We start from the raw sequence: 14,892 nt of genomic DNA on the forward strand, positions 1-14,892 counted from the left end.
TCACAAACCCGTAAAATTACTGGGTTTATTGAAACCTGACTTGCGGCCCGCGTCAAACGTCCAGCGCCGAATTCGCAAATTGCGGGGCGTGATCCTGGATATACTGAAAACGCAGCTCTGCTTTTTTGCCCATCAGGGTTTCGACCAGAGCCTCGAAAGCCGGGCGTCCGGAGGCATCGAATGTGACCCGCGCCAGCTGCCGTAAAGCGGGGTTCATGGTGGTCGACTTCAGTTGCGCCGGGGTCATTTCGCCAAGACCCTTGAAGCGCCCGACATCGACTTTGCTGCCGGCCTTGAATTCGGATTTCAGCAGCTCCTCGCGATGATCATCATCACGGGCATAGACGGTTTTCGAGCCCTGGGTGAGGCGATACAGCGGTGGTTGCGCCAGATACAGCCGTCCGGCTTCGATCAGGCGCGGCATGGCGGTGTAAAAAAAGGTGATTAGAAGTGCGGCTATGTGCGCGCCGTCTACATCGGCATCGGTCATGATAATGATCCGCTCATATCGCAGATCATCCGGATTGAATTTGGATCCGGTTTGAACGCCCAGCGCGAGCAAAAGATCACTGATTTCCTGGTTGGCGGCCATCTTGTCGGCTGTCGCCGACGCCACGTTCAGAATTTTCCCGCGAAGGGGGAGAATGGCCTGGGTTTCACGATTGCGGGCCTGTTTGGCGGAGCCACCGGCCGAATCACCCTCCACAATAAAAAGTTCGGTATCATCCGAGCCGGAGCGAGAACAATCTGCCAGCTTGCCCGGAAGGCGTAGTTTTCTGGAGGCGGTCTGGCGTTTGACCTGCTTCTCCTTGCGCCGGCGCATCCGGTCTTCGGCCCGCTCGATCACCCATTGTAAGAGGATGTCCGCTTCCTTCGGTGAGCCCGCCAGCCAGTGATCAAACCGGTCCCGGACAGACGCCTCAACGATTTTGGTCGCTTCCGGCGTGGCGAGGCGATCCTTGGTCTGACCTTGAAATTCCGGGTCGTGAATGAAAACGGAAACAAGCGCGCCGGCCCCTCCCATCACATCCTCGGGGGTGACAAGGCCGCCTTTTTTAACGCCAGCCAGTTCGGCATAAGCCCGAAGCCCTTTGGTTAGCGCATTGCGCAAACCCTGTTCGTGAGATCCGCCTTGGGGCGTTGGAACCGTGTTGCAGTAGGACTGGATAAAACCATCTGCATCCCCGAAACCAACAAGCGACCAGGAAACGGCCCATTCAACGGCACCGTGGCCTTCTTCCTTTTCAATCCGGCCAGAGAACTGAGCCTGTGTCACCTGGCTTTTGGTGCCGATGATTTCGGCAAGCCGATCCGACAGCCCGCCGGGGAAGTTCAGCACGGTTTCAGCCGGCGTATCGCCGCCTTCTACAAGCGCGGGATCGCATGACCAGCGGATCGCGACGCCGCGGCGCAAAAACGCTTTCGAGCGCGCCATCGCAAACAGGCGGGCCGGTTTTAATTGCGCCCGGCCTTGAAAGATTTCCGCATCGGGCTTGAATTTGACGCTGGTGCCGCGGCGGTTCGGCGCAGCGCCGACCTTTTCAATGGGGCCGAGCGCATGGCCTCGTTCGAAAACTTGCCGCCAGAGCGTTTTTTCCCGGGCAACTTCCACTTCTAACCGGTCGGAAAGCGCATTGACGACGGCAGCGCCGACACCGTGCAAACCACCAGCAGTCTTGTAAGATTTGTCGGAAAACTTGCCGCCTGCGTGCAGCGTCGTGAAGACCACTTCGAGGGCCGATTTATCCCTGAATTTGGGATGAGGACCGACCGGTATGCCGCGTCCATTGTCTGTCACCGTCACGGCCCCATCGACATCCATATGAACGTCGATGCGATCGGCATGGCCTGCCACGACCTCGTCCATGGAATTGTCCAGCACTTCAGCAAACAGGTGATGGAGTGCGCGCTCGTCAGTGCCGCCAATATACATACCGGGGCGGCGCCGGACGGCCTCCAGCCCTTCCAGTACCTCGATAGAATCAGCGTCATACCCCTCTGATGAAGCCTTTGGCTTCGGGGCTGGATCAGAGTCCGGCTTGGGCGCAGGCGAAGGGGCTGCAGCTTGGGAAAACAGATCGTCTTGTTCAGGTTTGGCGCTCATGGGTTCGATATTGCCCGAGTCGCTTCAGGTTGGGGAGATTTAGAACACTCCGAGGAAACGCCGGTTCAGCCGTCTGCGGCATTGTGAAATCTGACTGTTGTAGCGGGCTGCATCATCGGCAACCTGACCTGCCGCTCTGCTCAGCCAGCTGATGCCGCGATGGGTGCCATTATTATATCCCGTGTGTCCCTGGTGATAGGCAAAGTATTGGTTGCGCGCATCATTGATGGGAATGCCGGAAAGCCTTGTACTCATATGCCCGTACCAGCCCACAAAATCGACCGCATCGGCAAAGTCATCCCGGTCGGCAAAGCGGCGTCCGGTTTCCTCTCTGTACCAGTCCCAGGTGGAATCGAGCGCTTGGGCATAGCCATAGGCTGATGAGGGACGCCGGCCCGGAATGATACCGAAAAGACGTTGCCGGGCAGGGCGGGCATTCGCATCGAACGAAGATTCCCGCTTTAAAATCGCCAGCTGCAGTCCTGGCGACATGCCCCAACGATCTTCCGTGCGCTGCAAAGCCCGCCACCAGGACCGGTTATCTTCCAGTATCAGGCAGGCATCATGGGTTTGTGACGGGGGCGCGTGGCCGCAACCCGCCAAAACGGCCAGTCCCAAGCAAAGAAAAAGGGCACGCAATAAATGCATGCCCTTTTTAAGCCAGATGCCGGTTAACTGGGCGTTTCCCTAGAAAACGAGACGCAAAACCAGACGGGCTGTGTGACGCACAAATCCATCGCGCAGATCGGCATCATAATCAAACGAGAAGGTGGAGTATTCCGAGCCCGCCTGAATACCGAAACCTGCAATGAGGCCGCTGCCCGGCAAGTCTTCCGAGCGGAACGAGAATTCATTGTTATAGCCAGCAAATCGCGCATTGGTAATCGCCGCTTCGCTGGAGAAATCATTGCGATAGCCCAGACGCAGTTGTGGCGACCACCAGCTGATGCGCGAGCCGAACATACCGCCGACCGTAAAGCTGGCGGTTGACGAGAAGGTCGAGGTTTCGCGGTCATCCACGATCAGATCGATGCCGGCCCCGCCACCGGTTTCAGAATAGGCGCTTTCAAACAGGCGCAGATAGTCGACCGAAACCGCCGGGCGCATATACCAGTTGCCGACCTCAAAATCCCGGGTGAAGCGCGCAGAACCCGCATAGTGGTAGCCGGTCCAGTCAGCCGTTGCCGTCTGGTCAAAGGCACCGATCAGAACCCGGCGCTCCGTTTCAAAACTGTCGACACCGGCACCGGCATAGAATTCGCCGGAAATAGCGCCGCCGAAATCAACGCCGCCATAGACGCCAAGCTGACCGGTCAGAGCCGTCATGGGCTCATCGACACCATTCGACTCCTCGATATCGCTGGCTGCACCAACAAGATTCAAGCCCACGGCGTAGAAGGGACCAAATGGCCGGTCAATACCGGCGGCAACGCCCACACCCTGTCCCCGATATCCCGGGCCGAAGGCAGATTGCTCGCGATCCGCGAAATAGCCGAATTCCTGAATCCAGATGCCGGCAGTCTGATCGGGGCTGCGGCGCGCGGCATCCAGACGGCTCGAAAGGGCACCGATCGCGCTGTCATTGCTGGCCACAGCAAACTGGATTGCGCTTGCCGCGTATTCGGGCAGCAGCTGGTCGTAGGCTTCGAAGAAGTCTGCTGCGCTGCTGAGCGACGCAAAGGCCGCACCGAGTTCTTCGCGGTCCGTCCAGGCCGTAAAAGCCGCTTCATAGGCGGCGGCCCGGTTCTCGTGCATTCCCAGCTCATCAGAGGACTTGCGGCGCAAGGTGAGAACAAGCTGATTTGCATCATTGGGGTCGCGGTCAATGCGGGTGTTGTACAGGTAAGGCGCGCTCGTATCCTGCAATGAGTCAATTGCGGCATTGATCACCAGATTATTCGCCGCAAGGACGATGAACTCTGCCCCTTCACCAATGAGATTATCCAGCGACGCGGTGATCGTCGTACCGTCATTGATCGTGACGGTTTCGCTCGCATTGATGAACTGCGTGCCCTGGGCAGACGATCCGAGATCAAAAATCAGCCGGGAACCGTCATTGAAGATGGCCTCACGCAATTGAAGCGTTTCGGTATTCTGAAGCTCGATCTGACCCTGATTGACGGTGATCGAAAGATCGCCATCGCTATCATTCAACGATCCGATCACAGCAGCGCCATTATCCAGCGTCAGCGTGTCAGCTCCGGCGCCGAAATAGATGTCGCCATCGATAAACCCGGCCTGAAGGTCCACAGTGTCATTGCCGGATCCAAGGCGGATATCACCACGAACCGCCGGATCAGTAATGGCGGACCCTTCCGGTGAAGCCAGCTGTTGGAAAGTCACGTCAATCGTCGAGCTGGACACATCAATGGCTGTCCGGGCGGCCGAATTTGCCGGCGTACCGCCATCAAGGCTGCTGGCAGAATCAGTCGGGAACACGGTGGAGTTTCCGCCGACAGTTGCGAGGATAGCGCCTGTGTTCTGAATCAGCCCCAGCGTATTGGATTGATCAACAATCCCCGTCGCACTCGCGGCACCCTGCGAAATCACGCTCAGCGTGTTCGAGTTCCGGAGAATCGGCACATTGGCACCCTCAAGAATAACGATGCCCAGCGTGTTCGAATTCTGGCCGAAGGTTGTCGAACGGATAATGCCTGAGTTTTCGAAGACCGGCATGCTTGCGCCCCGGCCAATCTGGAAGGCAGTCGCTTCGCCTTCTTCGGAGATTGCCAAAACGGTTCCGGAATTCAACAGCCCGCCTTCCAGGGTGGTCGTGTAAAGCGTGTTTCCGACCATGCGGCCTTCAATCAGCACAGCTGTTGCCGTGAAGCCGTCAAATATTCCATTGGCTTCGATCAGGCCCTCATTGACGAAACCGTAGTTAAGCGAGAAATCCTCGCTATTCTCATCGTTGGGGTCGCCGGGGATCGAAATGAGGCCCAGGACAATATTGCTGGCATTATCTTCGGTCGGCGCGATCCAGAGCGCAGGCATAGCCGATCGTTGATTGATCCGCGAAACCGCACCGCCTGTGAAACCAGATCCAGCCAGATAAAGGCCGCGGCCTAGGCTACCGCCAATATAAAGCACAGCAGAGGAGGACAGCGTGTCGTCTTCGTCGAGAACAAATTCACCGTCTTCGTCCGGATTGGACACATACCGATATCCGGTTCCCGAGAGAGTCGCGCTGGACAGGAAGATCCCTGCGATATCACTGCGGATACGAACGGCGGACGAGTTTTCACCGGTGGCTGATATCAGGCCGCCATTCAGACGGATGTCGCCGGTCAGGCCGCCTGCGATATCAATGCCGTAGGAATTTGCACCAAAGACATTGATGGCACCCTCATTAATAATGCTGCCATCCACAAGCGAGAGCGTCCGGATGCCGGCGGAATTGTTTCCGTTGACATCAATGACGCCGATTTCACCATTGGTGATTGTTCCTGTGAACGTGCCCTGATCATCGACCAGGATGCCGACCCGGTTCTCGCCAGTAGTGCCCGCGCCATCCGGATCGCCGTCGCCATCGGTATCCGTGGCAAACGTCGTGCCTGATAAGCTGATGCGGCCATTATTGATGACATTGGAAGTCGTCCCCCCATTGATCAGGAGGGCTGTAACATTATCGCCGCCGGTTGTGTCTTCGATGGTGCCATTATTGGTGAAGTCGCTGTCGCTATCTATCGTGACAGCCGGGCCGCCACCCTCGGATTCGCTGGAGATCGTGACTCGACCGTTTGATCCGATGATCAGATTGTCCGGTTGACCGCTATTTGCGGTGGACGTCCGCAACGCCGTTGTCCGCGCTTCATCGACAGTGGTGTCGGCAAAGGTGGCAGGCGTGATGACAGCGGCGCAAAGGGCGGTCGAGATCAATAGACGTTGACGCATGACGACTCTCGGACTTGAGGACACGGGGTCAAAAAAAGCACAGTGGCGTGAAGGTTTAGCCGAGCAAATCCGGCGCGTCGACCTTGCATCGCTGCTGAGCAATGAAAACGGCCGGAGCATGGGGTTGCTCCGGCCGTCTCCAAAAGCAGAAAAGCTTGTTTAGGCTTTGTAATACATGTCGAATTCAACTGGATGCGGATGCATCTCGAAGCGCTCGACCTCTTCCAGTTTAAGATCAAGATAGGCATCGATCTGATCATCATCCATGACATTTCCTTTTTTCAGGAAGTCACGGTCAGAATCGAGTGCCTCGATGGCTTCGCGCAGCGAGCGGCAAACTGTCGGGATATCCTGCAATTCCTCTGCCGGCAGGTCATAAAGATCCTTATCCATCGCATCGCCGGGATGGATCTTGTTCTCAATGCCATCAAGTCCCGCCATCAGCAGAGCGGCGAAGGTCAGATAGGGGTTGCCAGCCGGATCCGGGAAGCGCGTTTCAATCCGCTTGCCCTTTGGCGATGGCGTGTAGGGAATACGGATCGATGCCGAACGGTTGCGTGCTGAATAGGCCAGCAGAACCGGGGCTTCATAGCCGGGCACCAAGCGCTTGTAGGAATTGGTGGTTGAGTTTGCGAACGCGTTGATCGCCCGCGCATGTTTGATGATGCCGCCAATATAATGCAGGCAGCTTTCGGATAGATCCGCATACTTGTCACCCGCAAATAGCGGGTTGCCATCTTTCCAGATCGACTGGTGCACGTGCATACCCGTACCGTTATCCTTGTGGATCGGCTTGGGCATGAAGGTTGCCGTGCGGCCATAGGCGTGCGCCACATTGTGGACGATATATTTGTAGAGCTGGAGGTTGTCTGCCATCCGCGTGAGCGTATTGAATTTCATGCCAAGCTCATGCTGTGAAGGCGCCACTTCATGGTGGTGCTTTTCAGGCTCAAGGCCCAGCTCGGTCATGACCGCCAGCATTTCCGAACGCATGTCCTGTCCGGAATCAATTGGCGGAACCGGGAAGTACCCGCCTTTTGGACCCGGGCGATGACCCATATTGCCGCCTTCGATCTGGCGGCCTGAATTATAGGGGCCTTCCTCTGAATCCACGGCATAGCCCGTGTTTTGCTGATCGGTGGACCAGCGCACATCGTCAAAAACGAAGAACTCGGCCTCGGGCCCCATATAAATGGTGTCGCCTGTACCGGACGACTTCAGATAAGCTTCAGCCTTCTTGGCCGTTGTCCGCGGGTCGCGGTTGTAGGCGTTGCCGGTTCCGGGCTCAAGGATGTCACAGAACAGCGCCAGGGTCTTGTTCTGGTAAAACGGATCAACTTCAGCAACATCGGTATCCGGCATCATCGTCATGTCGGATTCATTGATGGCTTTCCAGCCATTGATCGAAGAGCCGTCAAACATGACGCCGTCTTCAAAAAAGTCCTCATCCACCATCGAGACGTCAAAGGTGACGTGTTGCATTTTACCGCGCGGATCGGTGAAACGCAGATCAACAAACTCGATGTCTTCGTCTTTGATTTTCTTCAGAATGTCGCTGGACATTGCAATTGGGCTCCATTTTGGGGCTAGGGGTGGTGAGGTGAGTTCGGAAACTTAAAGGGCAGTCTCATCGGCTTCGCCGGTCCGGATGCGGATAGCTTGATCAATCGGGGAAACAAAGATTTTGCCATCGCCGATCCGTCCGGTTCGGGCGGCATTCTGGATAGCTTCTACAATCGCGTCGACGCGCTGTTCGGGGGCAACAATCTCGAGTTTGACCTTGGGCAGAAAGTCAATGACATATTCCGCGCCGCGATAAAGCTCGGAATGGCCTTTCTGGCGGCCGAAGCCCTTGGCCTCAGTGATCGTCATGCCTTGCACGCCGATTTCCTGCAGCGCGTCGCGCACATCATCGAGCTTGAACGGTTTGATGATGGCTTCAATCTTTTTCATGGCCCCCCACTCGTGTTTGACGAGTTATAGCAACACAGGCGAGAGTCCAGCCCGCCAACGTATTACGCACATGCAGCATAAACGGGTTTTTGAAAAAAATGCATCCCCCTTCTTCAAAAATTCTCTCCGTGGACGATCATCGCGCCGCCGACGCGTTTGCGGTGGCGCATGGCATCAGTGGGCTAACCCTTATGGAAAAGGCGGGGGCGGCGGTTGCGCAGGCCACCTCCGCGCGTTGGTCGCCTCGCAAGACGCTGGTGCTTTGTGGTCCTGGCAACAATGGCGGCGATGGTTTTGTTGCAGCGCGTCATCTTGCCGATTCGGGATGGCCGGTGGATGTCGCCAGTTTAATTCCAGATAAGGCCTATTCCGGCGATGCCGCACAGATGCTGAGCCAATGGAATGGCCTGAGGCTGTCCTTCGATGAGATAAGGGTGGATCTCTACGAGCTGGTCATCGATGCGGTGTTTGGCGCCGGGCTATCACGGCCGATTTCGCAAGACATAGCCAAAATCGCGCAGAAGCTGCGACTTGGAGGCATCCCGCTCGTATCCGTCGATCTGCCATCAGGAATACATGGAGATCGCGGTGCCATTGCCGGGACAAAGTTCAGCCAGTTGCTCGGTAACTTTGCGGCCGACCTGACGGTAACCTTTCATCAGCCGAAACCCGCGCACCTGCTCGAGCCATCGGCGAGCCTGTGCGGAGAGATTGTAGTTGCCGATATTGGCATACCGGCAGGTTGGGACGAGGAAATAGAACCGGTGGCAGAAATCAACTCGCCGGAGATCTGGCTGGCTTCACCGGTAAGTTCAGCTGCAGACACCCACAAACATCAAAAAGGCCGCCTTTGCGTGGTCTCTGGCGCTCCAAGCCAGACCGGCGCCGCGCGTCTAGCTTCGATAGCCGGACTGCGGTCAGGGGCCGGGCTTGTCACCCTGTTCAGTCCGCCTGCGGCGATGCAGGTCAATGCCCTGCACTCAACCGCGGTAATGCTTCAACGGTTTGAGGATGTAGAGAGCTTTCTGGAAGCACTCGATGCGCGCCGCGCCAGCGCGGTTGTAATTGGCCCGGCCAACGGCGTCGGCGAAGCAACAAAGACACGTGTGATCGCGGCTGCATCGCGGCCTGCATCTCTCGTGCTGGATGCTGACGCACTCACGAGTTTTGAAGACGATGCTGATCACCTGTTCAAGCATTTGCGGACGAATGATGTGCTGACGCCTCATGAGGGCGAGTTCGCGCGCCTGTTTCCGGAATTGGCCGATGGCCGTTTCAACAAGATCGATCAGGTGCGCAGTGCCGCCGAGCGGGCCGGCTGCACGGTTCTCCTGAAAGGCGCTGATACCGTCATCGCTCACCCGGAACGCGGCGTGCGCGTGAATGTGCATGCCTCGCCAGCCCTGGCAACGGCGGGCTCTGGAGATGTGTTGGCCGGAATGATCGGGGGCTTCCTGGCGCAAGGGCATATCGGCTTTGAAGCAGCCTGCATGGCGGCCTGGATACACGGAGAGGCCGGACTTCGTCTGGGCGCAGGGCTGATCGCCGAAGACTTGCCGGACGCCATTCCCGGCATTCTTCAGGGTCTTATTCGGGAACAACGCAGAAAAGCCGCACGAAAGGCTTTGATCCACGGCAGCAAACACCCATAACAGGTCGACATACCAAATCGGAGCGAACATGGCTGACGACAAGACGCGCCCGGACCTTTCGGAGTTCGACCGTGAGGCGCTCGCCTTTCACCAGCGGCCAACACCTGGAAAGCTGGCGCTGCAACCTACCAAACCGATGGCGACCCAGCGCGATCTTTCGCTGGCCTATTCGCCGGGCGTAGCGGTTCCCGTGAAGGCCATCGCGGCGAATCCGGATGCGGCTTACGATTATACGTCGAAAGGCAATATGGTCGCGGTTGTCTCCAATGGCACGGCCATTCTGGGCCTGGGCAATCTGGGAGCCGCGGCGTCAAAACCGGTGATGGAGGGCAAGGCGGTCTTGTTCAAACGCTTTGCCGATATCGATGCTTTCGATATCGAGGTAAACTATACCGATCCAGATCAGTTCGTTGACTGCGTGGCGGGCTTTGGCGACAGTTTCGGCGGTATCAATCTCGAAGATATCCGCAGTCCGGAATGCTTTGAAATAGAGCGGCGCCTGCGCGAGAAGCTCGATATTCCGGTTTTTCATGATGACCAGCACGGCACGGCCATTATTGCCGCCGCTGGTCTGATAAATGCGTGCGAAATCGCCGGCAAGAAGCTCAAGGACCTGAATGTCGTGCTGGTCGGGGCAGGGGCGGCGGGGCTCTCTGTCATTGAGCTTCTTCAGTCCATGGGTGTGAACAAGGAGAGATGTATCGTCGTCGACATTGACGGCGTGGTCTATGAAGGCCGGGAGGGCCTGCATCCGCGTCTTGCCGATCAAGCGGTGAAAACAAAACTGCGTACGTTGGAAGACGTGGTGAAGGGGGCCGATTGCCTGATTGGCCTTTCGGCTGCCGGGGCGATATCGCGGGAAATGGTCAAGTCCATGGCCAAGGATCCGATCATTTTCGCCATGGCCAATCCTGAACCGGAAATCCGCCCGGACGTCGTCCGCGAGGTCCGCTCCGATGCCATTATCGCGACCGGCCGGTCTGATTTTCCCAATCAGGTCAATAATGTCCTCGGCTTTCCTTATATTTTCCGGGGTGCGCTGGATGTGCGCGCGCGTACCATCAATGAGGAAATGAAGATCGCCTGCGCACACGCATTGGCGGCGCTGGCCCGCGAGGACGTCCCGGATGAAGTGGCAGCGGCCTACAAAAAGGCGCGCATGCAATTCGGGCCGGATCACATCATCCCAACACCATTCGATCCGCGGCTCATTACACATATTCCACCCAGCGTGGCGAAAGCCGCCGTTGAAACCGGCGTGGCAAGGATTGAGCCGAGAGCCGACGAAGCCTACCGGCATTCGCTCGCCCAGCGCGCTGATCCAACTGCGGACTTGCAGCAACGCATTACCGTGGCGATCCGCTCCGAGCCCAAGCGCATTGTTTTTGCCGAAGGGGAGGCACCGGGCGTGATCCGGGCTGCCTATGCCTTTAAAAAACAGGGTTTGGGTCACCCGATACTTGTCGCAAGGGAACCCATCGCTCAGTCGAATATGCGCGAGCTGGGTATTCCCGAAGACGCGCTTGAAATCTGCAATGCACGTCTGTCAGATTATAATTATGACTACGCGCAGTTGCTTTATAAGCGGTTGCAAAGAAAGGGTTATCTGAAACGCGATACGCAAAGGCTGGTGAACACAAATCGCAATGTGTTCTCTGCCTGTATGGTCAAGATGGGCCAGGCTGATGGCATGGTCTCAGGGGTCACCCGGCACACCAAGACTGTAATGGATGATATCCGGCTGGTGCTTGATCCGGTCGAGAACGGCCGGATTGTGGGCCTCAATGCGGCGATATCCAGAGGTCGCACACTGTTGATTGGAGATGTGCTCGAAACCGAGTTTCCGACCTCCGACGAGCTCGCCGAAATCGCGATTGAAATGGCCGCAACGGCACGCCGATTTGGTTTGACGCCGCGAGTTGCCTTTTTGTCCTATTCCTCCTTTGGCAACCCGCCCGGGGAACGGACCGAAAAAATGTCCGGCGCGGTGCGCATTCTCGATAAGATGAACGTCGATTTTGAATATGAAGGTGAGATGGCGGCCGACATCGCGCTCGACCCGGATCATCGCGAGCTCTATCCGTTCTCGCGCCTTTCCGAGCCCGCAAATGTTCTGGTGATGCCGGCCGTCCATTCGGCCTCGATCGCAACTCGCTTGTTAAAAGCGGCTGGTGCGGCAACGGTGATCGGACCCATTACCGTGGGATTGGAATCCTCGGTCCAGATCGCGCGCTTGGGAGCGAAAGTCTCCGACATCGTTAATCTGGCCGGTCTGGCCGCTTATGATCCATCCAGATCCGCGCTCTGATCAATAAGCGTCCTCATCACTTCGTGACGTGCAATCATCATCGAACGCCCCTATATCCGGCGGGGATAAAGAGGGGAAATTCATGGCAGGACGCGCCACCCGCGACATGACCGAAGGGCCGGTCTTCGGTCATATCTCACGCATGATGATCCCGATGAGTTTTGGCATTCTGGCCATGATGCTCACCGGAGTGGTCGATACCTATTGGGTCGGCACGCTCGGCACCAGCCAGCAGGCCGCCGTACAGCTTTCGTTCCCTGTCACCATGCTGGTGATGAGTATTTCCATTGGTCTGGGCGCAGGAGCGGTTTCGGTTGTGTCCCGGGCGGCTGGCGAAAAGGATGATTCCATTATTCGCCGGACAGCGACCGATGCTCTGACCCTTTCCATTCTTGCCGTTGGTTTTGTGTCCATTCTGGGCGTTCTGTTTGTCGAACCCATGTTCCGGCTGATCGGCGCTTCCGACACCATGATGCCGCACGTTGTGGACTATATGACGGTCTGGTTCGGCGGCATTGTGTTGATCGTGGGTCCGATGGTGGCCAGTAATATTTTGCGGGCCCTGGGCAATGCTGTTCTGCCTTCGATGATGATGATCGCGGCTGCCTTCATCAACATGATCCTTGACCCGTTTTTTATCCTCGAAGACGTGTTCGGCCTTCCAGGCCTTGGCTGGGGCGTATCCGGCGCGGCTCTGGCCACTGTTGTGGCAAATGCTGCAACCTTCTTGATGATAGGCAGCTATCTGGTTTTCCGCGAAAAACTGATTGATTTTTCCTGGCCGGGTTTTGAAGAACTCCTCCATAACTGGGGAGAGATAGCGCGCGTAGGGCTTCCCGCCGCCGCGTCAAACACCTTCAATCCGTTTGCCTTGACGATCGTTATGGGCGCGCTCGGCATGGCGCAATTCGGGGACGCTGCAGTCGGCGGGGTTGGCGTGGCCGCCCGGCTGGAAGCGTTTGCCATCGTGCCGCTCTTTGCCTTGTCGGCGTCTATCGGACCGGTCACAGGCCAGAATGGTGGGGCTGGAATATCATCCAGAGTTCGGGAAGCCTTTGCCAAGAGCTTTCTCTTCTGTCTGATCTGGTCGTTGGCAATGGCGGTCATCATCCTGCTGGCCGCTCCCTGGCTGGCGCCGGCCTTCCTGCCCAGCGAGATGGGACAGGAGGTCGCCCGGACCTACTGGATGTTCGTGACTCTGACGATCGCGGGTTACGGAGTCACCATGGCCGCCAGCGCCGGGTTCAACGGGCTCGGCCGGCCAAGCTACGGTGTCTTCATTACATCCAGCCGCGCCGCCATGATGGCCGTTTTCGCGGTGATTGGCGGGATTGTCGCGGACGCACCGATCGGTGTGATTATCGGCATCGCGCTGGCGAATATTCTCTCTGGTGCCGGAACAGCGGGATATGTCTTGTTCCGTGCCCCGATGGAGGCCCGCAAACGCCGCCAGCGCAAACAGGCAGCCCCCGCCCAGGAGGCGGCGCCTGCTACCGACGTGTCAGAATAACAGCGAGTTCCGGTTTTCCATTCAAAGACGGGTGCGGGTAGGGCGTCAGCTCGCCGTCTGGCCAGTCCCACCGCGCTTCTGGAAACAGTTGCCGCATTGCCGGGATGGAACAGCCATAGGGCGGACCCCCGCGATCGTCCTTTTGCATGAAGAGCGCGAACAAGCGCCCGCCGGGCTTTAGCCAGCCGAAGACAGCCCGCTCATATTCTTCGCGCAGCCGGGGAGGAATGGCGCATAGAAACGTCTGCTCATACACCCCATCGAGCGGATTTTCCGGCCGCCAGAGCAGAATATCGGCATGGATCAGTTTTGCGCTCAGGCCTTTCTGAAAGAGTTTGTTACGCTGCCAGTCAAGAGCGGTCCTGGAGAGGTCCGCGCCGATGGCGTCATCGGCGATCCTGGCAAATGCCGCCAGTTCCGGTGCCCGGCCACAACCCGGCACAATGACGGCGCCCAGACCATCAAACACGCCGCGTTCCCGCCAGTCCAGAAAAGCCGGGTGAAGGCCGTCACGTTCCCAAGGCGTGGTGTTGTCTCTGAAGCGTTGTTCCCAATCCATCGGCGAACGATCGGCCTCTGTGTTGGACATGTTGCGTTTCCCTTGCCCGATTGCCTCTCAGCTAGCCCGCGCTAGGCTGGCAGCTCAACAGAAAGCCGCAGGGGGCAGCATGGACCGGGACGTGTATCGCGAGCAATTATATCAGGCGCAGGTCAATCTCGTTGACCTTCAGCGCTTTGTGATCGCCAACGAAAAACGGGTGCTGGTCATCTTTGAAGGCCGTGATGCGTCCGGCAAGGATGGCACGATCAAGCGGATCATTGAACATCAAAGTCCACGGGAAACGCGCACGGTTGCGCTCGGCAAGCCGTCCGACCGCGATCGCGCGTCCTGGTATTTTCAACGCTGGATTCCGTACTTTCCCGCCGAGGGCGAAATCGTGCTGTTCAACCGCTCATGGTACAACCGCGCCGGCGTTGAAAAGGTGATGGGGTTCTGCACGGACACCCAGTACGAGCATTTCCTCGGCGATGTCGGCCCGTTCGAGCGAATCCTTACTGATGATGGGTTGATCCTGCTCAAATACTATCTGGATGTCTCAAAGAGCGAACAGGCGGAAAGGCTGGAAGACCGCCGGCAGAATCCACTAAAAACTTGGAAGATCAGCCCGATTGATGCGGTGGCGTTGGAAAAATGGAATGATTACTCGGCGGCTAGAAACCGAATGTTGGGCACCACCGGGCATCACGTGCCCTGGCGCGTCGTCAAGTCAGACAATAAGCGCGCCCTGCGACTCGCTGTGATCCATGATATTCTTCGGTCGATTGATTGCGGCGGTTACACGCATCCGGTTCCGGATCGGGATACAAACATCCTCCGCTATTGGCCGGGCGAGGAAGCCGACTCCGATTTCCTGGCGTCGTAGGCAAAAGACAATTGCGCTAACCGGTCGCTTGCCTTTATGAAGCGCGC

At 57.5% G+C, this 14,892-nt stretch carries 10 protein-coding genes; 4 read left to right on the top strand and 6 right to left on the bottom strand.

What is annotated here, in order from left to right; genetic code table 11:
* Positions 1 to 52: 52 nt before the first annotated feature.
* From parE to ACO079_RS02250, 5 genes are all read right to left on the bottom strand, one after another.
* Positions 53 to 2,104: a DNA topoisomerase IV subunit B gene (parE, locus tag ACO079_RS02230; RefSeq protein ID WP_421791469.1), complete on the bottom strand. Its 2,052-nt coding sequence runs from the start codon at positions 2,102 to 2,104 to the stop codon at positions 53 to 55.
* Between the two features lie 39 nt (positions 2,105 to 2,143).
* The gene (locus ACO079_RS02235; RefSeq protein WP_421791470.1) at positions 2,144 to 2,743 is read right to left on the bottom strand and encodes a hypothetical protein; all 600 of its coding nucleotides are present in this window, start codon (positions 2,741 to 2,743) and stop codon (positions 2,144 to 2,146) included.
* Positions 2,744 to 2,791: 48 nt separating this feature from the next.
* A complete protein-coding gene (locus ACO079_RS02240; RefSeq protein ID WP_421791471.1) occupies positions 2,792 to 5,998 on the bottom strand; it encodes an autotransporter domain-containing protein in 3,207 nt (1,068 codons plus the stop codon).
* A gap of 159 nt (positions 5,999 to 6,157) precedes the next feature.
* On the bottom strand, positions 6,158 to 7,561 hold the full coding sequence (glnA, locus tag ACO079_RS02245; protein WP_421791472.1) for a type I glutamate--ammonia ligase: 1,404 nt from the start codon (positions 7,559 to 7,561) through the stop codon (positions 6,158 to 6,160).
* A 51-nt stretch (positions 7,562 to 7,612) separates the two neighbouring features.
* Positions 7,613 to 7,951 carry a P-II family nitrogen regulator gene (locus ACO079_RS02250; protein ID WP_421791473.1) on the bottom strand — a complete coding sequence of 113 codons (339 nt, stop codon included), beginning with the start codon at positions 7,949 to 7,951 and terminating at the stop codon, positions 7,613 to 7,615.
* Between the two features lie 128 nt (positions 7,952 to 8,079).
* On the opposite strand from ACO079_RS02250, the gene ACO079_RS02255 reads away from it, so the two are divergent.
* The 3 genes from ACO079_RS02255 (at position 8,080) to ACO079_RS02265 (ending at position 13,421) form a co-directional block, all read left to right on the top strand.
* Positions 8,080 to 9,603, top strand: a complete 1,524-nt coding sequence (locus ACO079_RS02255; protein WP_421791474.1) for an NAD(P)H-hydrate dehydratase — start codon at positions 8,080 to 8,082, stop codon at positions 9,601 to 9,603.
* Positions 9,604 to 9,631: 28 nt separating this feature from the next.
* On the top strand, positions 9,632 to 11,911 hold the full coding sequence (locus ACO079_RS02260; RefSeq protein WP_421791475.1) for an NADP-dependent malic enzyme: 2,280 nt from the start codon (positions 9,632 to 9,634) through the stop codon (positions 11,909 to 11,911).
* A gap of 82 nt (positions 11,912 to 11,993) precedes the next feature.
* On the top strand, positions 11,994 to 13,421 hold the full coding sequence (locus ACO079_RS02265) for an MATE family efflux transporter (RefSeq protein WP_421791476.1): 1,428 nt from the start codon (positions 11,994 to 11,996) through the stop codon (positions 13,419 to 13,421).
* Here ACO079_RS02265 and ACO079_RS02270 read toward each other — a convergent pair.
* Complete coding sequence (locus ACO079_RS02270; RefSeq protein ID WP_421791477.1) at positions 13,402 to 14,010, bottom strand: methyltransferase domain-containing protein; 609 nt, start codon at positions 14,008 to 14,010, stop codon at positions 13,402 to 13,404. The genes ACO079_RS02265 and ACO079_RS02270 overlap by 20 nt on opposite strands.
* Before the next feature lie 79 nt (positions 14,011 to 14,089).
* On the opposite strand from ACO079_RS02270, the gene ppk2 reads away from it, so the two are divergent.
* A complete protein-coding gene (ppk2, locus tag ACO079_RS02275; protein WP_421791478.1) occupies positions 14,090 to 14,845 on the top strand; it encodes a polyphosphate kinase 2 in 756 nt (251 codons plus the stop codon).
* Positions 14,846 to 14,892 lie beyond the last annotated feature (47 nt).

It is taken from the genome of Hyphobacterium sp., assembly GCF_965228115.1.
GTDB lineage: Bacteria > Pseudomonadota > Alphaproteobacteria > Caulobacterales > Maricaulaceae > Hyphobacterium.

Bases quoted from the DNA above. Each gene is read 5' to 3' on its own strand.
- ACO079_RS02265 (WP_421791476.1), top strand. From the start codon at position 11,994: ATGGCAGGACGCGCCACCCGCGACATGACCGAAGGGCCGGTCTTCGGT.
- ACO079_RS02240 (WP_421791471.1), bottom strand. From the start codon at position 5,998: ATGCGTCAACGTCTATTGATCTCGACCGCCCTTTGCGCCGCTGTCATC.
- ppk2 (WP_421791478.1), top strand. From the start codon at position 14,090: ATGGACCGGGACGTGTATCGCGAGCAATTATATCAGGCGCAGGTCAAT.
- glnA (WP_421791472.1), bottom strand. From the start codon at position 7,561: ATGTCCAGCGACATTCTGAAGAAAATCAAAGACGAAGACATCGAGTTT.
- ACO079_RS02250 (WP_421791473.1), bottom strand. From the start codon at position 7,951: ATGAAAAAGATTGAAGCCATCATCAAACCGTTCAAGCTCGATGATGTG.
- parE (WP_421791469.1), bottom strand. From the start codon at position 2,104: ATGAGCGCCAAACCTGAACAAGACGATCTGTTTTCCCAAGCTGCAGCC.
- ACO079_RS02270 (WP_421791477.1), bottom strand. From the start codon at position 14,010: ATGTCCAACACAGAGGCCGATCGTTCGCCGATGGATTGGGAACAACGC.
- ACO079_RS02260 (WP_421791475.1), top strand. From the start codon at position 9,632: ATGGCTGACGACAAGACGCGCCCGGACCTTTCGGAGTTCGACCGTGAG.